Origin of the sequence: Peribacillus sp. NPDC096379, from assembly GCF_044762875.1 — a bacterium.
Lineage (GTDB): Bacteria > Bacillota > Bacilli > Bacillales > DSM-1321 > Peribacillus.
In genome coordinates this window covers 767,567-786,922 of record NZ_JBIWFD010000002.1, presented here as the reverse complement: position 1 = coordinate 786,922, position 19,356 = coordinate 767,567, and the positions used below count along the sequence as shown (strand labels likewise).

General features: G+C 35.7%; 21 protein-coding genes. 6 read left to right on the top strand and 15 right to left on the bottom strand.

The window, feature by feature from the left end:
* Positions 1-109 precede the first annotated feature (109 nt).
* Positions 110-253, top strand: coding sequence for a small acid-soluble spore protein O (gene sspO, locus ACIQZI_RS12935; protein ID WP_062180501.1), 144 nt, complete (start codon positions 110-112; stop codon positions 251-253).
* Positions 254-298: 45 nt separating this feature from the next.
* On the opposite strand, the gene ACIQZI_RS12930 is transcribed toward sspO, so the two are convergent.
* The gene (locus tag ACIQZI_RS12930) at positions 299-556 is read right to left on the bottom strand and encodes a hypothetical protein (RefSeq protein WP_403073592.1); all 258 of its coding nucleotides are present in this window, start codon (positions 554-556) and stop codon (positions 299-301) included.
* A 149-nt stretch (positions 557-705) separates the two neighbouring features.
* Here ACIQZI_RS12930 and ACIQZI_RS12925 point away from each other — a divergent pair, with 149 nt between their 5' ends.
* Complete coding sequence (locus tag ACIQZI_RS12925; protein ID WP_082190999.1) at positions 706-849, top strand: small acid-soluble spore protein P; 144 nt, start codon at positions 706-708, stop codon at positions 847-849.
* A 371-nt stretch (positions 850-1,220) separates the two neighbouring features.
* On the opposite strand, the gene ACIQZI_RS12920 is transcribed toward ACIQZI_RS12925, so the two are convergent.
* The 6 genes from ACIQZI_RS12920 to ACIQZI_RS12895 form a co-directional block, all read right to left on the bottom strand.
* A complete protein-coding gene (locus tag ACIQZI_RS12920; RefSeq protein WP_403073590.1) occupies positions 1,221-4,355 on the bottom strand; it encodes an AAA family ATPase in 3,135 nt (1,044 codons plus the stop codon).
* A complete protein-coding gene (locus tag ACIQZI_RS12915) occupies positions 4,352-5,497 on the bottom strand; it encodes an exonuclease SbcCD subunit D (protein ID WP_403073588.1) in 1,146 nt (381 codons plus the stop codon). The genes ACIQZI_RS12920 and ACIQZI_RS12915 overlap by 4 nt, the downstream gene beginning before the upstream one ends.
* A gap of 240 nt (positions 5,498-5,737) precedes the next feature.
* Positions 5,738-6,166 (bottom strand): DUF2621 domain-containing protein, encoded by a 429-nt coding sequence (locus ACIQZI_RS12910; RefSeq protein WP_062180511.1) that lies wholly within the window; start codon positions 6,164-6,166, stop codon positions 5,738-5,740.
* Between the two features lie 215 nt (positions 6,167-6,381).
* Complete coding sequence (locus tag ACIQZI_RS12905) at positions 6,382-6,870, bottom strand: CcdC family protein (RefSeq protein ID WP_403073586.1); 489 nt, start codon at positions 6,868-6,870, stop codon at positions 6,382-6,384.
* A 118-nt stretch (positions 6,871-6,988) separates the two neighbouring features.
* A complete protein-coding gene (locus ACIQZI_RS12900; RefSeq protein WP_062180518.1) occupies positions 6,989-7,348 on the bottom strand; it encodes a response regulator in 360 nt (119 codons plus the stop codon).
* A 189-nt stretch (positions 7,349-7,537) separates the two neighbouring features.
* Positions 7,538-8,281 (bottom strand): cytochrome c biogenesis CcdA family protein, encoded by a 744-nt coding sequence (locus ACIQZI_RS12895; protein ID WP_403073583.1) that lies wholly within the window; start codon positions 8,279-8,281, stop codon positions 7,538-7,540.
* Positions 8,282-8,464: 183 nt separating this feature from the next.
* On the opposite strand from ACIQZI_RS12895, the gene ACIQZI_RS12890 reads away from it, so the two are divergent.
* Positions 8,465-8,629, top strand: a complete 165-nt coding sequence (locus ACIQZI_RS12890) for a Spo0E family sporulation regulatory protein-aspartic acid phosphatase (RefSeq protein ID WP_082675033.1) — start codon at positions 8,465-8,467, stop codon at positions 8,627-8,629.
* A gap of 574 nt (positions 8,630-9,203) precedes the next feature.
* Here the strand turns inward: ACIQZI_RS12890 and ACIQZI_RS12885 are convergent.
* The 6 genes from ACIQZI_RS12885 to yneA form a co-directional block, all read right to left on the bottom strand.
* Positions 9,204-9,419 carry a YneF family protein gene (locus tag ACIQZI_RS12885; RefSeq protein ID WP_062180526.1) on the bottom strand — a complete coding sequence of 72 codons (216 nt, stop codon included), beginning with the start codon at positions 9,417-9,419 and terminating at the stop codon, positions 9,204-9,206.
* 84 nt (positions 9,420-9,503) lie between these two features.
* Positions 9,504-9,941: a sporulation inhibitor of replication protein SirA gene (gene sirA / locus ACIQZI_RS12880; RefSeq protein WP_403073580.1), complete on the bottom strand. Its 438-nt coding sequence runs from the start codon at positions 9,939-9,941 to the stop codon at positions 9,504-9,506.
* A 222-nt stretch (positions 9,942-10,163) separates the two neighbouring features.
* Positions 10,164-12,170 carry a transketolase gene (gene tkt / locus ACIQZI_RS12875; RefSeq protein WP_403073578.1) on the bottom strand — a complete coding sequence of 669 codons (2,007 nt, stop codon included), beginning with the start codon at positions 12,168-12,170 and terminating at the stop codon, positions 10,164-10,166.
* A 179-nt stretch (positions 12,171-12,349) separates the two neighbouring features.
* On the bottom strand, positions 12,350-12,586 hold the full coding sequence (locus ACIQZI_RS12870) for a DUF896 domain-containing protein (RefSeq protein ID WP_062180535.1): 237 nt from the start codon (positions 12,584-12,586) through the stop codon (positions 12,350-12,352).
* Between the two features lie 75 nt (positions 12,587-12,661).
* Entirely contained in the window at positions 12,662-13,309 is a 648-nt protein-coding gene (locus ACIQZI_RS12865; RefSeq protein WP_062180538.1) for a YneB family resolvase-like protein, read from the bottom strand.
* Positions 13,310-13,326: 17 nt separating this feature from the next.
* The gene (gene yneA / locus ACIQZI_RS12860; RefSeq protein WP_454215360.1) at positions 13,327-13,632 is read right to left on the bottom strand and encodes a cell division suppressor protein YneA; all 306 of its coding nucleotides are present in this window, start codon (positions 13,630-13,632) and stop codon (positions 13,327-13,329) included.
* Positions 13,633-13,787: 155 nt separating this feature from the next.
* On the opposite strand from yneA, the gene lexA reads away from it, so the two are divergent.
* The gene (lexA, locus tag ACIQZI_RS12855) at positions 13,788-14,411 is read left to right on the top strand and encodes a transcriptional repressor LexA (RefSeq protein WP_403073573.1); all 624 of its coding nucleotides are present in this window, start codon (positions 13,788-13,790) and stop codon (positions 14,409-14,411) included.
* 326 nt (positions 14,412-14,737) lie between these two features.
* Here lexA and ACIQZI_RS12850 read toward each other — a convergent pair whose 3' ends face one another.
* Together ACIQZI_RS12850 and ACIQZI_RS12845 are read right to left on the bottom strand one after the other, a co-directional pair.
* Positions 14,738-15,205 carry a hypothetical protein gene (locus ACIQZI_RS12850; RefSeq protein ID WP_403073571.1) on the bottom strand — a complete coding sequence of 156 codons (468 nt, stop codon included), beginning with the start codon at positions 15,203-15,205 and terminating at the stop codon, positions 14,738-14,740.
* A gap of 636 nt (positions 15,206-15,841) precedes the next feature.
* Positions 15,842-16,093 carry a hypothetical protein gene (locus ACIQZI_RS12845; RefSeq protein ID WP_403073569.1) on the bottom strand — a complete coding sequence of 84 codons (252 nt, stop codon included), beginning with the start codon at positions 16,091-16,093 and terminating at the stop codon, positions 15,842-15,844.
* Positions 16,094-17,066: 973 nt separating this feature from the next.
* On the opposite strand from ACIQZI_RS12845, the gene ACIQZI_RS12840 reads away from it, so the two are divergent.
* The gene (locus ACIQZI_RS12840) at positions 17,067-17,357 is read left to right on the top strand and encodes a hypothetical protein (protein WP_403073567.1); all 291 of its coding nucleotides are present in this window, start codon (positions 17,067-17,069) and stop codon (positions 17,355-17,357) included.
* Between the two features lie 1,427 nt (positions 17,358-18,784).
* A complete protein-coding gene (locus tag ACIQZI_RS12835; RefSeq protein ID WP_403073565.1) occupies positions 18,785-19,333 on the top strand; it encodes a hypothetical protein in 549 nt (182 codons plus the stop codon).
* Positions 19,334-19,356: the final 23 nt, after the last annotated feature.

Genomic DNA, 19,356 nt, shown 5'->3' with positions numbered 1-19,356 from the left:
TAGTTATTATTATTTTTCTTTCCAAAGCATCCTGACTGTTCTTCCTTTTATCGATATATCTACATAGAAACCCCATTTATGACTAAAGCTATACGTGGAGGTGATCTTCATGACTAAACGTAAAGCGGACAATATTATTCGGTTGAATGCAGCTAGGGCAAAAGGGAATAATGCAGAATATATCGAAGAATTTTCTCAACCTTTGACAGAAGAACAAAAACAAAATAATAAAAAGCGAAAGAAAAACCAGTAATAGTAAAACCGCCAGTGACACGTTCAGCTGGCGGTTCTTTCAGTACTATGATTGTTCAACATCTTCGATCATACTTTGAAGATCCTCTTGGTACCGCTGTAGTTGCTCCCTCTGATGCTCTGAGGCAACCTGTAGCGCACTTTGAATTTGTTGATAAGCTTCATCCATTTCTTGCTTCACATGTTTAAGCTGACTACCATACTCAGGTCCGTCTTTAACAATTTCATACATCGTTTCCTGCACTTGCTTAAAGCTTTGGTCGGCTTCTTGAAATGCTCGCCTTTTATCTTGTTTATCCAGCAATTTTGCCCACTCCTTTTTTAAAAAACATCGAATTGCGATGTATGAGTAGGTTTTACCTATTGACAAAGTTTATACAATAAATAGAAAGTGATTCCGTGCATATTCTAAAAAATCCTGCTCATCATAAATGGTAAGAGGAGGGATAGAAAATGAACAAAAACGATGGAAAAGATATTAGGAAAAATGCTCCCAAAGGCGATAACCCAGGACAGCCTGCACCTTTAAGTGGGTCGCATAAAGTAAAAAACAGAAATCACAGCCGCCAAAAACACAACTCTAGTCACGATATGTAAGCTCAAAAATAACAGTTTGTCCAAAAGTATCTGATCTCACACTCTATATGCAGTTTATAAAGTTATCTATTTACAATTCGAACTATATATAGAACGTGTGAGGTCTGACTCTTTGTCTATTTGTTGTATGAAATAAGCTCGCTCACTAAAGCCCCGACTACCTTGTCATATTCTCTTTTATCAAAAAAAGCTGATTTGGCAAATGGTTTAAAGCTCTACCAAGTATCAAACATTTAGCAGACTTAGCCTTTCTACTGAATGTGTCCCAAATTGCATGTTGGTTTCTGAAATTAACTTAATAATTGAAACAATCATATCTTCTTGATTCAGTTTGACCTGTTTTGGTAGCCCTTCTTTTTTGTCAACTAACACTAGCTTGAAAATTGAAATACTGTTCTGCTCCCTTTCTGTGTGGCAATGACTTCGAGACGTGCGTCAATTCGTTCTTTTAGCTCAGGCACATGAGAAATGATGCCAACGAGACGACCGCTGTTTTGGATATCCATCAATGTTTCAATCGCGTGTTCTAAAGATTCCGGATCAAGTGTACCGAAGCCTTCATCAATAAACATCGTTTCCAATGAAATACCACCTGCATTTTGTTGCACAACATCCGCTAAACCAAGAGCTAACGCCAATGCTGCTTTGAAGCTTTCCCCCCCCGATAATGTCTTTACATGCCTTTCTTGTCCCGTATATTGGTCATACACAGACAGCTCTAATCCACTTTGAATATTTCTTCTAGTCGGATCAACTTTCCGTAATAATTGATATCGTCCACTTGTCATCTTTACTAATCTTGTATTTGCTTCTTTTAAAATATCATCTAAAAAAGCGGCAAGGACATATCGTTCAAATGTAATGCGAAACGGGTTTTGTCCTTTGGAGATTTCATGGAGGTGACCAATAACCGCATATTTTTCATCCAATTCTTTTTGTTCTTCAATAATCGCAAGAATTTTCTCTTGAATGACGATATTCTGTTCTTTCGATGTAAAGATGAAATTATACAATTTGCGATGTTGTTCCAAATCTTCATCAATCGTTTGCACAGTTTTCTGTAAGCTAACTAAGTCGGGTTTCTCAATATCTTTTAACTTCAATTCAAGATCGTGATGAAGGCCTGTTACTGTATGATATTGTTTATCATATTCCTGAACTTGATTTTCTAACCCCTTTAATTCCGATTCTATTTTTTTCGAAGCTGTATATTGTCCGTACGACTCGAATCCCTGATTTTTCAAATCATCTTTGAATCGAAGTCGTTCTTTATCAAGCTCAAGCTTTACTGTTTCCAACTGCTTACCAATCGAAGTTCGATTGGTTTGTATGATCGTCACTTGCTCTAACGCTGTTTGCAGAGCCGTTTGAGTGCTTTCAAATGCCTGTTGCAGTATTTTTTGTTGCGTTATGGCATTGTTCAATGCATTCTCATACCCTTGTGGGGTTCGAATCGCATCAGGTACTGCTTCTTTTAAGGAAGCAAGTTTGGCATTTTCCTCTAAATATGCTATACGGGAAGTATCTTCACTTTTTTTCAAGTCTACCGAGCGCTGTTTCAGTTCTGCTTTACTCTCTTTTAAGGTAAAGAGTTTTTCTGTAATTTGCCCAAGTTGTGCTTTTTTATCAGCGAGCATCATTAAACGACGTTCCAATTCTCTTTTATTGGCTTTACAATCCTTTTCAAATTCGCCTAGGTTGTTAAAGTCAATTTCAGGGGCTCGTTCTTTTACTTCTGCTGCTCTTTCATTGTATGTGTCTTGGATTGATTCATATTGTGATTTAACTTGATAATATTCTGTTTCTGATTGTACTTTTTTCTGTTCAGCAGCTTGTACAAGAATCGTTTGTCGGTCGATATCGGCTTCATTTGGCATATCTTCTTGAAAGTGAGCAGGATTGGGGTGTTCTGCCCCACCACATACAGGACAAGCTTCACCAGAAATGAGCATTTGTGCTAATATACCTGCTTGGCTTTCACGCCATTTTTTGTTTAATAAGTCCAGTCCCAACTTTTCATTTTCAAGTTTGCTACTTGAATTAGCCAGACTAATTTGATTGCGGTCTACTGCTTGTTTTACTTGATTCATTGTTTTCGTAACTTCAATAAGTTTCGTTATTCTAAACAAAATCTGATCGTTGAGATCCGATTGCCTCTCCAATTCGGCAAATTGTATAGCCGCTTGTTCACATTCTTGTTTTATTATGTGCGTAGCTTCTTCTTCTTTTTCAATCGTAATGAGATCATTTTCTGCCGTATTCTTTTGGATGGCCATTTGCTGCCATTGCTTTTCCAAATGAGTCGTCTTTTGAATTTGATTAGCTAGATTTTCAACTGACTCCTTCAACAGCTGTAGGTTATAAACAACTACTGCTGCTTCCTCACGTTTGCCTGCTTTAGCTAATTCTTCTTCATATTGAAGTTGCAAATTCTTTTTCTTTTCTTCACTTTGCATAAGCTTCTTTTCTAATTGCTCGTGATTTGCTTGTAATTCTTTTACTTGATTACCGATTCTTAAATAAAATTGTTCTTGTTTCTCTGCCGCAGCTGCTTTGTAAGCGTTGGAAATTTGAATTTTCACTTGATCAATTTCAATTTTTACAGCTTCTAATTTTTCTTTTTCAATCGTTAATTTTTCCAAATTTAAAAATTGCTTGATTTGTTCTTCTGCACGAAATAAGCTTTCCTTAAGAGAATCACGAGCTTTTTGTTTCTGATCGATGACAGTTTGCAGTTCTAGTAAACGGGATTCATCATGTGAAATTTGTTGTTCTAGTAGTGGTAGTACCTTTTGCTCAATTGGTTCATCTTGATTAAGTTCTATTATCAGCTCTTCATTATCGCTTGCTGCAATTTCATTCATATAACGAATTCTGTCAAGCCTGCTTTTCTCACTTAACTTTTTTAATTCAGACGCTTCTTCTTTCAGCTTATCTTCAATCGTTTTATATAATTCTGTATGAAATAGTCTTTGAAGAATCTGTTCCTTTTCCTTACTTTCCGAAGTTAACAGCTTTCGGAATTCACCTTGTGGTATCATTAGGATTTGACGGAATTGATTGGCATCAATTCCGATAATGCTCTTGATCTTTTCATCCACTTCACGAACATTCGCACCAAGCAATTTCTTCTCATCGTTCGATTGGACTTCATATAACTCTGCTTTCGCCGTAACCGTTGTCGTGCCCTCACCTGACTTCTTTTTCCGTTCTTGCTGTGGTGAACGCCAAATATAATACAATTTTCCACGGAGCATAAATTCCAAACTTACTTCTGTCAATTGATCATCTGCTGCAAATTGACTCCTTAGCTCCTGTCCATTTCGATCTTCGCCACTTGCCTTTCCATAGATTGCATAGCTAATTCCATCAAAAATGGTCGTCTTACCAGCTCCTGTTTTTCCGGAAATCACAAACATTGTGCGATTTCCAAGCTGTGAAAAGTCGATGATTTCATTCCCTGCATATGGTCCAAATGCCTGCATCATTAATCGAAGTGGTCTCATCTCAATACACCTTCTCTTTTCACGTTGTCAATAACGGAAGCCATAATATCTCGCTTTTTTTGATCAAAATGACGATCTGTCATTTCCACATAAAATGTTTCAAATAAATCTAATTCTGATTTTTTTTCATCCTTAATGGATGAGAACGATTCTTTTCGACGAAGGTCGAGCAAATCCCATTTTCTTTCTAAATGAAGGACATTTGGATACACTTTACGAAGCCGATTAATCGGATCAATAATTGCGCCTTCATCTAGTAGTGTAATTTTCAAATAATCTTCCGTTTTTTGAAATTGATAAAAAGTAGAATCAAGCAGCTCCTCCATATAACCCTCTATCTCTCGCATATCTTTTTTCGGGGATAGTGAGCGATACCTTAAATCAAAGCTACCATTCTCGTTCATTTCAACAATGGAAATGGATTTATTTTGCTTTGCTTCTGAAAATGAATATTTCATTAACGAGCCTGAATACCGAACCTTAGGATGATTGAGCGCATCCGGACTATGTAAATGACCAAGTGCCGTATAGTCGAATGCATTAAAAACTTCCGCTGAAACACAACCCGATCCTCCAACAGACAGAACTCGCTCGGAATCCGTTGTTTTTCCGCCTAAGACAAAGGCATGCCCGACCAAAATATTCGGTTCATTTGGATTAATATTTTGTTCTATTTTCGACGTAATAGTGGCCATTGCATCTTGATGAGATGTGATTCGATCATCTTGCAGTACTTGACGTACAACACCTGGCTCCGCATATGGAACACAGTAAAAATTAACGCCGTTCACCTGAACTGGCATTAAATCCTTATTAAATTTCCCTTGGATAAAAAGATTACTCTGACGATACCAAGACGTTCCAAAGGATAACCGTTCTGCACTGTCATGATTACCCGAAATCGCAATAATTGGTTTCTTCATTTTCACGTTAATTGTATAAAGAATTTCATCAAGCAATTCTACGGCTTCAGTAGGTGGTACAGAACGATCGTATAAGTCACCTGCAATAACTATTGCATCTGGATTTTCTTCTTCAATGACATCTACTAGCTGCCAAAGCATATGCTCCTGATCTTCTGTCAAATGTACACCATGAACAATTTTACCTAGGTGCCAGTCTGCTGTATGAATAAATTTCATGAAATCACTCCGTTCCTGATCGTACTTCCATTATACCAAAACTCATAATTAGTTGGTCACACCACATTTTACATATCGTTAACTCGAAGAATTTACTCAATATATACTGAACGACTCTGCACTAAAGTATGGAGATTCTTCGTAGTCGGACTAAACCGACTGAAAGGCAAGTAGCAAGTTAAAGCTTTGTGTGGAAAATAAAAAAAGCAGACAGCCTGTAAACTGTCCGCTTCACTATGTTCAGCTAAATAAATGCTCATATGGATTCATGTTAATTTGACGTTCTGTTAATTTTTTTCTTAAAAATTTATGATCTCGTTTAGGTGTAGCGATAATATAGCCCCGAACAACTAGATCCTGAGTAATCGTTTGCGACTTTTCTTTTAATGCCAATTCTCCAATTTTACCAGCAATTTTCTGTCTACCTACATCTCTAAACAGTTCAGGTATCGGACTTACTAAATCTTCGAGTAATTCTTTCTGTTCACTTGTCCACAAATGAGTAGTTTGACTTACATAATATTCTTCCCAATCCATATCAGATTTTCCATCTTCTTTAGGAAAACGCTTAAGAAATTTTCGGAACATGAAGAATCCACCAATCCCCATTAATGTGATCAAAATGACCGTCCATGCAAGGATAAACCATAAAAACCAACCTTCAAGCACGTCATCCACCTCGAATTTTCCAAATATTTAATACTATTTATTATAGACACTTTGCTAAATCTTGACAAGCAGTACCTCAGATTAACTTTATGAATTTCTACTATGCTTTAGCCACTTCATTAAAGTTTCATCCATGACTTGTCTGTGTAGAGAAGTATGAAGCCACTAAAAAAGCGGTTAGCAATAGTTGCTACCGCTTTTTACATTCATGATTTTTATACTTTTACGATTTTACTGCTTCCAAAGTGTTCATTATGGATTTTACGATATTGAAGATACATGCTAATCCGCCAAGGTACAATCATTGCAAATGCAAGAAGAAAGAACATACCACCTAACTGACCAACATCGATTGAGGAACTTAATAGCCATTTAGCCACCAACCGGACAATAAGCAATCCGATAAGAATAAAAGCAAACGCCTTTGATCGCTTAATATAAATCTCATTGTTCCGAACTTCAAAACTTGAGGTTTTTATAAGGAAAATAGAAAATACCATCCCTACCAACACAGCTTCAAGCACCTCTACCCCAGTTAATCGGAACATCGGAAACATAAACATAAGAGCCCCTGTACTCATAAAAATCGGGGGTAAAATAATTTTCTTCAAGTTAACTGGCTTTTTCGCTGCCTTTAAACGAACAATAAGTACAGTGATGGCCATAAACAGCGCTACAGCTGATGATATATAAATCATAACCATTTCATTCCTTTTATTTAATAAGGTATGTTACTTGTGACCTTATTATATCCTACTACAAAAAATTATCAAAAGTTCTTTCACAAAGAGGCTAATTCTATTAGGTATCGCAGGAAATCATTTAATTATTCACCCTACTAATCGCTTCTACCACTCGATCTTCATCAAATGGCTTTACGATGAAATCCTTCGCACCGGCTTCAATTGCCTCAACAACCATCTTTTGCTGACCCATGGCTGAGCACATAATTATTTTTGCCTGTGGAAATTCCTTTTTTATTTCCTTCACTGCATCTATGCCACTCATTACTGGCATAGTTATATCCATAGTAACGATGTCTGGCTGTAATTGCCGATATAGTTCAATTGCTTCTTCCCCGTTTTCACCTTCGCCGACCACTATATGATTTGCTTTATTTAATATATTTAAAAGGGTCATTCTCATAAACTTTGCATCATCAATTACTAATATTCTAGCCATTCCTTTTAACCCTCCCAAATCATGCAACAAGTAAAAATAATACTGAACAGAATTCAACAACATGTTTAGTCTAACTAATTAATATGTATCCTTAAAGGCTACCGTAATCTCATAAGATATTCAAACAATTCACTCACCAGAATTTACTATTTCATTTATTAATGGATGGATGGTTATGTAAAATACATATTAGAAACCTTGAAAACCACCAGTAATATTTGTGAAAATAATGATAATTTTCGTCATCCAATCAAAGAAGAGCACAATCCCCATAAGAATCATGATGTATCCACCTGCTTTAACAATACGGTGGCTATGTTTTTTTATCCACTTCATTTTACCGATGAAGAAAGACAAAATTAAGAACGGAATTGCAAAACCTAGAATATAAGCAATCATATACAGCATCGCAGAATTTGGGTTGTTGACGCCCATTGCTAAAACAGCTGTTAAAATAGGACCTGTACACGGGGTCCATCCTGCAGCAAATGCTAAACCAATTAATGCGGAACCTATGTACCCACTTGGACGGTTTTTGAATTCAATTCGTTTATTTTTCATTAGGAATTCAAAATTGAATATCCCGACAATTACTAAACCAAAAAAGATAATAATGATAGCACCAATTTGACGTATTAAATCTTGATAATTCTCAAAAAACTCACCAAGAAAGGAAGTAGTAAAACCTAAAGCGATAAATATTAGAGAAAAACCCAATAAGAAAAATAACGTGTGAAATAAACTTCTCTTCTGCAGCATAGCGTTTTCTGTTTTAAGTTCATTGACACTCATCCCTGTAATATACGATAAAAAGGCTGGATAAAGTGGCAAACAACAAGGAGAAATAAAACTTAGAAACCCCGCACCAAAAGCTAATAATATGCTAACGTCACTCAAGCATGTCAACTCCTCTGAAAAGCAATTTACCCTCATTCTACCAAATGCACTAAGAAAAAGATATTTACTGAATTGTGAACATATAAAAATATGAATAAGTGTTTGAATTTATTTCCACAAGCTTGTATAATTAATATTGTAAGTATCATACATATTTAGGGACAAGATTACATCAGGTATAAGCACCTCTCTATTAATGTTTAGAAAGGACTAGCAGTTGTGACCCGATTAGAATTTCTCGAGCTTATCGAAATAAAACGTAATGAGCTCATTAAAATCGTTTCTAAAAACGGTCTTAATTCTCAAATAACGATCGTATACAGTCAGGAATTGGACATACTGCTAAATCAATATAACCAATTGTTCCTAAAAAAAATTGGTTAGCATAAGCAGTTAATCATTCAAACCATACAACCCGCCTTGCATGATTTCTCAAGGTGGGTTTAAAATATCTAAAAAAAGCTGTTCATAAAGTCAAGTCAGTGAGAAATTTTCATGTACGAAGGATCAGAATCAAGGAAAACCAGTCTTTCACTCAATCGAAGCTCATTCATTCGGGAAGGGGAAAATCGAGCTCTTTTCTTCCTAAAGTAAGAGGCATTGTCTACTAGCAGTGACCTCTATTTGTCTTGCGTAAAAGCTGTAGACTGAGTAGTTACAAATTTTTAACTGTTTGTATCCCTACCTTTTGTTTATCACGGTTTTAGATGTGAATCCCTTTGCTTGGCAATGATACAAATATTTCTCAATAATTTCTTCTAACAACAAACAAAAAAACCACCTTTATCTGCTTTATTTTTCAACAGAAAAGGTGGTTTTTGATTAAAGTAATGAAAGATAAATCAGAAAAAAGACAAATTACTAATGAAAGATTCACTCTCCTACATTTTCTAGGAGAAGAACTTGTATAATAATCGTAATCAAACGAGCTGTGAACGTAAGAGCCACAAGGGATTATTTATTTTACCTGTTTGTTCATTGCGCTCATCATTTGATTAATTTTCTTCTGAGATGGTTTTTGCCCCATTTGCATCATCATCATTTTAAGCATTTGTTCATTAATCGGCGGATTTTTCTTTAGGTAGCTCATCATATATTTTCTAGCGATGAAAAAGCCAAGTGCTACACCGGCGATTAAAGCCAAAACTGCGGCTAAAATTATTTGCCAAAGCATATTATTTCCTCCTTCATGTTGTCTACTATAAGTGTACTAGACCAATCGTTATTATACAATACTCCACATCGTCATGTCCTCTATTTATCCATATTTTCTTTCTTTTATCGGTTTTAACCAGCCGTAACGTTTATTCTCAAAATCAAAAGCCAGAAAGCTCGCCCCACATTTACGGATGCATTCAAAAAAAGTAGTTTCCGCATCAAAATCGCCTTCAGCTTTTAACATAATGGAATGTTCGTAAATATATACGGTAGCTTTACTGTTACTCTTTGTTTTTAAATAATATACCCCGTTTTGGGTTAAATACCCTTGTTTACGTTGTAAACTTTGTTCGAATGAAAAATGAACGTTACTAGCAGGAATTTTTTTTGTAATATATTCGATTTGTTTTTGCAAAATACCCTTATGCCAGTCAGATGATTGAATATACTCCAAAAACAAATTGAAAAAAATCTTCTCTCTACCAAAATAATGTCGGGCAAATTCATCTTCGATTAAATAGATTTGATAACTTCTCATTTAACTGCCTCCTAACATTCTTTTCTGTATTATATTCTTGAAAGCGAAAAAGATATGTTGTTTGATGGAGAAAAAAGCTTGTTTTTTTGTCGAAATTATTATTTTTCCATGTACCATTACAAATATAGTGTTTTTCCCCATGAAAAAGTGATTACACTTAATTTTCTTCAATAAACAGAGATACGAGTCGGTATCTTTATTAGATGCCAACTCGTTTCTAAATTAATTTTCTAATAGGGCTTTTACTTGATTTACAACATTCTCAACTGTGAAACCGAATTCTTCCATAATTTTATTTCCTGGGGCTGACGCTCCAAAATGGTTAATTGCAAGAATTTCCCCTTCATCTCCTGTATAACGATCCCAGCCGAATGGAGCCGCAACTTCGATAGCTAGGCGCTTTTTCACTGCAGGGTTGATAACACTTTGTTTATACTCTTTAGATTGAGCTTCAAAACGATCCCATGATGGCATACTAATTACTGCGGCGTCAATTCCTACTTTCGCTAGTTCTGCCTGAGCTGAAACAGCCAAATTAACTTCTGAACCTGTCGCAAGTAGTAAAACATCTGCTTCTACTTTATTAGCAGGAGACACGATGTATGCACCCTTTTTAACTCCTTCATTTGCAAGTTCAGCCGTGTGTTTTAAAGTAGGTAGATTTTGCCTAGTTAATATAAGTGCAGTTGGTTTGTTCTTAGATTGAATGGCTTCTCTCCAAGCTGCAGCTGTTTCGTTTCCATCCGCAGGTCGAATAACACCAAGGTTTGGCATCGCGCGCAATGATGGCAGTTGTTCGATTGGTTCATGAGTTGGTCCATCCTCGCCGACCGCAATACTGTCATGTGTGAATACATACGTTACTGGAAGACCCATTAGCGCAGCTAAACGAATGGCTGGACGTAGGTAGTCAGAGAATACAAAGAAAGTTCCACCATATACGCTTACTCCACCATGAAGAGCCATTCCATTTAGTGCCGCACCCATTGCAAATTCACGAACGCCAAACCAAATATTGCGCCCTTCATATTCACCTGGAACAAAGTCTGATGCCGTTTTAATCATCGTGTTGTTGGAACCAGCCAAATCAGCTGAACCACCAAGAAAGCTTGGTAGGTTAGATGCAATTGCATTCAATACTTCACCACTTGAAGCCCTTGAAGCAAGACTTTTCCCTTCCTCATATACCGGGATATCTTGATCCCACCCTTCAGGTAATTCGCCATTGATTGCCACTTGGAGTTGAGAAGCTAATTCAGGATGATCTTTTTTGTAATCATTAAAAAGATTTTCCCATGCCGATTCCTTCTTGCCGCCTTCTTCCACAACAGTTTTATTAAAATGCTCATAAACTTCATTCGGAACATGGAAATCTTCTTCAAATGTCCATTTATAATATTCTTTTGTGAGTTTTAATTCATCAGCACCTAAAGGCGCTCCGTGAGCGGAAGATTTTCCAGAACGGTTAGGTGAACCATAACCAATAACAGTTCTTACTTCAATAAGTGTTGGTCGCGTTTCATCTGTTTTCGCCAATTCCAAAGCTTTAGTGATTTCAGTCAAATCATTTCCATCTTCTACGCGTATATATTGCCAGCCATATGCCTTGAAACGATTTTCAACACTTTCACTAAATGATTTATCCAAATCTCCATCAAGTGATATGTCATTTGAATCATATAAAACGATCATTCTTCCAAGCTGAAGATGAGCAGCTAGTGAAGCAGCTTCAGATGAAACACCTTCCATTAAATCTCCGTCTCCGCAAATACCATATGTATAATGATCTACTACATTATATGTTCCGCGATTGTATGTTGCTGCTAAATGACGTTCAGCCATAGCCATTCCTACTGCCATTGCTATCCCTTGTCCGAGAGGCCCAGTTGTTGCATCTACTCCTGCAGTATGGCCATATTCAGGATGTCCTGGTGTTTTACTACCCCATTGGCGGAAATTTTTAATGTCATCCATTGATAAATCATAGCCTGATAAATGCAAAAGGCTGTATAAAAGCATCGATCCATGTCCTGCAGAAAGAACAAAACGGTCTCTATTAAACCAAGTTGGATTTTTTGGATTGTGATTCATAAACTGGGTCCAAAGAGTGTACGCCATCGGGGCGGCCCCCATCGGCATTCCTGGATGTCCAGAATTTGCTTTTTCGATAGCATCGATTGACAAAGTGCGAATTGTATTGATTGAAAGTGCATCTGTTTTATTTAACATTAAACCATCCTTCCTTCATGTATGTATGCCCTTACTATTTTATAATGTCATGTAAATTAAAGACAACAATAATTCAGACACTTTATTAAAGTACCCTATTCCCCTACTAAAATCCGTGAATTCTAAGACAAAAAAACAAAAGAGAATATCGAATTCGATATTCTCTAACTCTACATTCCTTAATGCAAACGCTTCTTTATATCTTTGATACTTTTAAGCTTTTCAGGTGTTACATCATTTCCCTCGGGATCAACAATTGTCAAATGCTCGATTGTATCTGTCATGGATTTACGGAACGTTTCTAAGTACTCACTTCTCAGCTTAGATTGTTCTTTCGCTTCTTCCACTGTTAAAGAGCTCGACTTAGCCTTCTTTGCCAACTCATTTATCCGAGCTAATTTTTCTTTCGATAACATACTTTTGCTCCTTTACTGTTTCAATAGTGTCATGTTATATAAAAAAGAGCAAAAATACAAGTTCTCTGCTTTTTGTTAATCTTCTTTTGAGACTTGATATTCTAAATATCTGCGATTTATAGTAGCTTTTGAAACTGGATAACCAAACCCTCTTAAAGTAGCTGCAATTTCTGCAAATGTTAGTCCGTTCTTTCGAAGTTTTACTATTTCCTCAATTGGAACTTCCTTTCGTTCTCTTCCACCACTCATTCCCTGATTGCTCAGATTTTTTTGCGGGCGAAACCCATTTTCAACCGCCCGTTTCATGCCTCGTTTAATCTTAATATTATGTAACTTCCGCTGATACTCTTCAACAATTCCAACAATATTAATGACCATCGAATCAGAATCAGATAGTTCAATTTCCCCATCATGTGATAAGGAATAAATTTTTACACCTTCTTTTATGATTACATGAAAAAGCGCAATTTTCGCATTTCCACGCCCGAGTCGCGTTTCGTCTTGAATTAAAAGAACATCAGCTTGCTTCTTTTTAAAAATATCCAGCATTTCAAAAATTCCATCACGGTTAAGTTCATATCCACTTGCTTGTTCTTTAATTATAGAAACGATTTCAAATTCTGATTTGTTAGCTAGTTTTCTTAACTCTTCTTCCTGCCTCGTAAGTGATGTTTCCTGTGCTTCTTTTTCTGTGCTTACTCGGCAGTAAATAATCGCTCTCATTTTTCTTTCCAACTTTCTTATTGCTTACTTGCTAGACTTAGATTTGTTTTAGTTACTGGTAAAATAATAGATTCTCCCGGTACTAGCGAATTAGCATATATTTCATTATGTGTAATGATCCATTCAATGAACTCATCTCTCGATAAATCGTCTGTATTGTACATTTCAGCCATTTTCCATAGAGTATCTCCATGATCTACAGTAACGGATATATAATTGTCAAGATTATCATAATTTCTATTCATTGAGAAAAATAAAGAAAAAATAAATACGATTCCTGCTAATAAAAGTGTATAGGTATGACTCTTTAATAGTTTTTTCATTTTTATCCCTCCAAAATCGAATACTTGTTCGTCATTTGATAATCCTAGTATAAATCGAACACCTGTTTTTAGTCAACAACATTCGAACTTATGTTTGTATCTTTATTTCTCGCGTGATATAATAAAAATAAGAATAGGAGAGAAGGGGTGAATATATGTCAAAGCTTTCAAAAAGGCAAAATGATATATTGGATTTTATTAAAGACGAAGTACGCACTAAAGGCTATCCACCTTCAGTAAGAGAAATTGGAGAAGCAGTTGGCTTAGCTTCAAGTTCAACCGTTCACGGTCATTTATCAAGATTAGAAAGTAAAGGACTTATTCGTCGAGATCCTACCAAACCTCGCGCCATTGAAATACTAGATCAATCTGAAACGAATAATATACCAAAAAATAATGTCATTAATGTCCCATTACTAGGAAAAGTTACAGCTGGCCTTCCAATTACAGCAATTGAAAATATCGAGGAATACTTCCCACTTCCAGAATCGATGGCGGCACATGACGAACAAGTCTTCATGCTCGAGATTATGGGTGATAGTATGATTGAAGCCGGAATCCATGATGGCGATTATGTTATTGTAAAACAACAAAGTACCGCGAATAATGGTGATATCGTTGTTGCCATGACTGATGATGACGAAGCAACAGTGAAACGCTTTTTTAAAGAAAAAGAATTCATCAGATTACAACCAGAAAACTCCAATATGGAACCAATCATTCTAGGGAATGTATCAATTCTCGGAAGAGTTATTGGACTTTATCGTCAAATCCATTAATAGTGTTTTTTCCCTCCTGTTTATTGCAGGAGGTTTATTTTTTCGATAACATTCTAACTTCAGTTACTCATACAATTCATGTAAATAAAGTGATTCTCCCCGGATCTTTGGACAACCTCTCTATGCTAATTCATATGAACTGATTCTAGAAACTATTACAAATAATTTATCAATTCTTAAATCAGTGGTTTAGCAAATTCGGAATTCGTTTTCTATAATTCTAGGTTGTTGCTTTGTTAATGAAAAGTAAGCGTTCAAAAGTCCCCACCTGTAACCGATGGGGACTTTTGGACGCTTACTTATAAAACAATCCTATTCATTCAAAGTTATCCAAATACACTATTGAGATCTTTGTTTGCGTTTTCTATTCTCTTTTGACTTTTTGTTAATTCATCCTCTTGTACGAACGTCGTTTCTAATAACGCATCCATTGCATCCTTAAATGAATTTTCATCTAAGAAAGTCTTCAGTATAATTGAGTCTCTTTTCCCTGTTTGAAGGTTAATTGAAGTAACCAATGACCATTCCCCTTCATAAACGTACACTATATTTTCATTTCGACCAATAACAGGGCCTTTGAATGAACGACAATCGAACTTTTTATTATGGAAAGAATAATGATGTTCTTTTAAGTACGAAATGATTGGCTTTACTTTTTCAGCTCTTTCGAGAAATTTCATTTCTTGTAGCTCTAAAAGTTTGCAATATTCCTCTTTTTGACTTTCAACCAACAACTCATTGTTTTCTAATCGCTCAATACTTTCAAAAATCAACTTTTCGTCTCTTTCAAACATACTAACCCCTCCTTTTTCAGAATATATTCTTTCTAAACCCACTTCCAAAGTATTTGCCACAAAATCTTGGAGACGGTTCACAAAGAACATAAAAAGTGGCTTTTAATAAGCCTTTACTCTTCTACTTTAATAAACCTAATAAAGTGAGTTTTCCATTTTCCGGGTCCAACATCCCCAAAAAATGGTTAGATGAACCAATCGGTCCTTTACGGACAGTTTGTCATCCACTCTTATCTTTTCTTGATTCCTCTAAGTCCCTTCGTAAGAGTCTTACTGCCTGTAATCTGTAATACATCCTGTATTTGATAACAGTCGTAAGTATGAAGATAATTGCCTTAAAAATGAAACATCAATACTTTTTTTACGTTCTTATCTATTTTCTTGAACAAAAACATATAGTTTAGTGTATTGGTGAATGTCCCTTTTTATGTTTTTTATTCTTAGACTTATTTAAACTGTATAATGGTGTCACTTTGGCTGGTCACGAACACTATACATGTCCAAGTAATACAACAATGATAAAGATAAAAAAAACCTAATAAGGGACTTTTTAAAGTGCACATTATTCAAAATATGCTTCAGGACGTCTTTTAGGCTAATTATTTAATTCAAACTCGGGAGCCATTTGGACTTCAGTTAATTAAAGTTCCCCTCGCTATATTTATTTAACAAATTCTCTCGTATATACTGTCTGCAATCAGGTGATAAAATTGACCTTTGTCCATGGATCAAATCTCCAAATGGCATTCCATTCAGGAATTTTATTTCCCCATTAAATTCTATTTTGAAATTCGCATCGTACCCTACAACTTTCACAAATAAGGTTTTGTTATCCGTATGCATAAAATCAATAACACTTAGTATATGATGATTTTTTTCGCACATCATTCGTTCCCTCCCGATAAATATTATTTAATCAATAGTATATTAACTTTTAGGATGTCGAGTAATTCAACATTACCAACTTAATCGATATATGGTTTGTTGCACGTAATCTTCACACTGCAATAAAAATAAGCCAACCAAAGTTAGCTTAATTAATATTTCATAAACTTAATGAACATTTTTTAATCTACCCGATAAAAACAAATTGTTTGGTGATGAAATAAGTTATAATCCTAAACATATTATCATAATAAGCCAGGCACTGAATATAGATTTTGCTTTCATCAGAAGTTTCAAAATCAAATTTAGGTAGTTTTAAAGAATAATAACCAGTTTAATCTACTAGTATTTCCCAAAAATGATATAAACCAATAGGACATTATGAACAAATTTGAAAAATAAAAACGTCCTTGGATAATTTTTTTGCAAAATTTTATGGGCAGTTACTTTTGAACCTAATATATTTGTCAAACTGCCCATAAAACAAAAATCCTTCATACCAATGGAGACCCTGATTGTATCAATCTATATTTTTCACTCATAGTAACTATATAGACCCTTACATTCGTAAGTTCGTCAGTCCTATTAGACATTCTCACCATAAATATTTTAGCATCTCGACCTATCATAAACCATATCCTATATAAGCAACTTAGGTTTCTTTCAGCCAACTTCACCTAGCTTCATACACATTCAGGCTACTACCATTACATGCAGAGGAAGATTAGATAACTCGTTTCAACTCAACATGACGGCTTTCCTTCTGAGTTTCGGTTAATCAGTTGTAATTGCTTATTTAGTAGTTCTCCTATTTCGTGCCTATACACTTATAAGGTAACGTTTCGTACCACAGTTTGTGTCAGATATCCAAACTGTTCATTGCACCTATTTGACTATACTGCGACATTTGGTTGGTTATTATTCAAAGCAGATTAAATTTCTTTTTTGGGGCACCCTATCTAAGAGGTGACTTAATATGAATTTTCCAATAATCCATACAAATTTTTGGGATGCTGTGATAGCAGTACCGGTAGTAATGATTCTAACTCAACTAATAAAAGTATTTTTTAAAGTCCCCGATAAGTTTGTGCCTCTTACTGCACTAATACTGGGTTTATTAATTTCCATTTTCATTAGTCATCGACACAACTTAATTGCAGGTGTTTTTATGGGCTGGTTTTATGGATATGCTGCTATTGGCAATTACGCTTCATTAAAAACGGCAGTTATAGCCTTTAAAAATAAACATAGAGCTCCTTTCAAGTAAGAAAATAATTGAATAATAATAGCTATGAAATAATGGCTAATAATTTCTACCATCTGATTTAGGATGGTTGTTAGAGAATTAATTAACAGTATGTGTCTAATAACCTTAAAACACCTATTTATAATTACGAAAATTTTGTGTAAAATGGCTAATGAACAAAAATGAACGTAATATCAATTGCTCAAATACAATTTCATAATTGCCCAGGTGGTGCTGTTAATGAATGATTTCTTTAGACAATTCCTTTGGATGTTTTAGTCCAAACGATTGTCATAATCATAGAAATTATTATTAATACATTCATTTAACTCAACTGGAGATTAAATGAACTGTACGGTCCAATTCTTTAAAAACGTTTTGGATTCGGCTCCAAGTAAACAAATGAAATAAATATAACCGATAATACAACCTAAAAATCCTCCCTCTACCAACTAAGATCTCCGGGTACTATCTTCAAGTGTCAGCTCTTTAAAACGGCAGTTCCTGCGGCAAACGATCCTGCAACTCATCAAGCCGCTGCCTATCTTCTGTATCTAAAGAGAAATCCATCATGAAATATAGATCAACTTCTTCCAGCAAAAATTCATAGAGAGCGATGTGATTTATGGGCAGTTACTTTTGAACCTAATTAATTTGGCAAACTGCCCACAAAACAAAACCCTCGATACCAACGATATCAAGGGTTCTAGCTCTTAGTACATATTCATGTATTGCTCGCTTTCCCATGAGTGGACTTGCGTTTCAAACATACTCTGTGTCATTGAAGCACAAAACCTATACAAATTAAAGTAAACAACTATACAATGTCCCTGTTCTTCTTTCCTCCCATACAGGTGAAAAAAATGAGAGCTAGGCTATGTGGTAAACAAAATTAGAAATAAATATGGCTCCGCATCCCTGTTAAGAGCTGTTTCATATACCTCTGCTGGAACTGCTTTGCATCGGGTCAAACTGGTTGGTTGGCATAAGTGGTAACGAGCACCATAATTATTTCAATCCGCGGTTAAGAAATAGGTGTGAAGAGTTGATGAGGGTATACATAAAAAAAGTACAAAGCAATTTCCCTTGAAAACTTATGATTTATTAAAATAGGGCTGAGCTTGAGGGAAGGTAAGAGATTAAATGATTGGTTTCATTTTTACAACCATATAGACACCATCACTTGCGAAGAAAGGGAGAAATGTCCAAGCAAACTTAATCATTTGGAATAAACTTAACTAACCCTATATAAGTGAGGTGTTAATTCGATGGGATATTGTTTTGTCACTCGAAAAACAGGCCCAAGACAACTCAATCATGAATATTGTCCAACAAGCCAGCATGATTGTTGGACAACAAACCCAAAATCGTCGATATTTTTAAGTATTAACCCGTCTACACTATGTTCGTCAAATTCAGGAAATAACACAGGATTTATTTCTGGCTAAGTGTTCATAAATGGGAGTCCTGCTGAAGCAGGGATGATTGTTAGTCTTTCCGTAAGTAACCCGTCTCTTAGTATTCTCATCCCCACTGCGACTACTACCAATGCAACTGGGCATTTTGCAGCTGTATTTATCGCCACAAACGGTACGGGTACAGTCTCAATTATTGCCACGCTGCCAGATTGTTCTGGAACAATCGCTAGCATTTCAATTACCATCATCGACTGTTCTCAACCTACCGCAACTATTAATAACTTCAATGCTGCCCAAAGTCCCATATGTACAGCCGGAACAGGTGGAAACACATCGAATCTTTCGGGTCGAGTATTCGTAAACGGGAGTCCTGCCGGAGAGGTATCTGTACATTTTCAAGTAAATGACAATAATCTTGGTAGCGTCAATCCATCCTCGGTTACAACGGACACAGCGGGGAATTTTAACGCAACATATATAGCTAATAGCAATACAGGTATAGCGAACATTACAGCAGCTCTTCCTTCCTATGGAACAAATGCAACTACGTCAATTACCATTAATAACTGTGGTGGTTAGCGAAATAAAGTTTTTTATTCAAC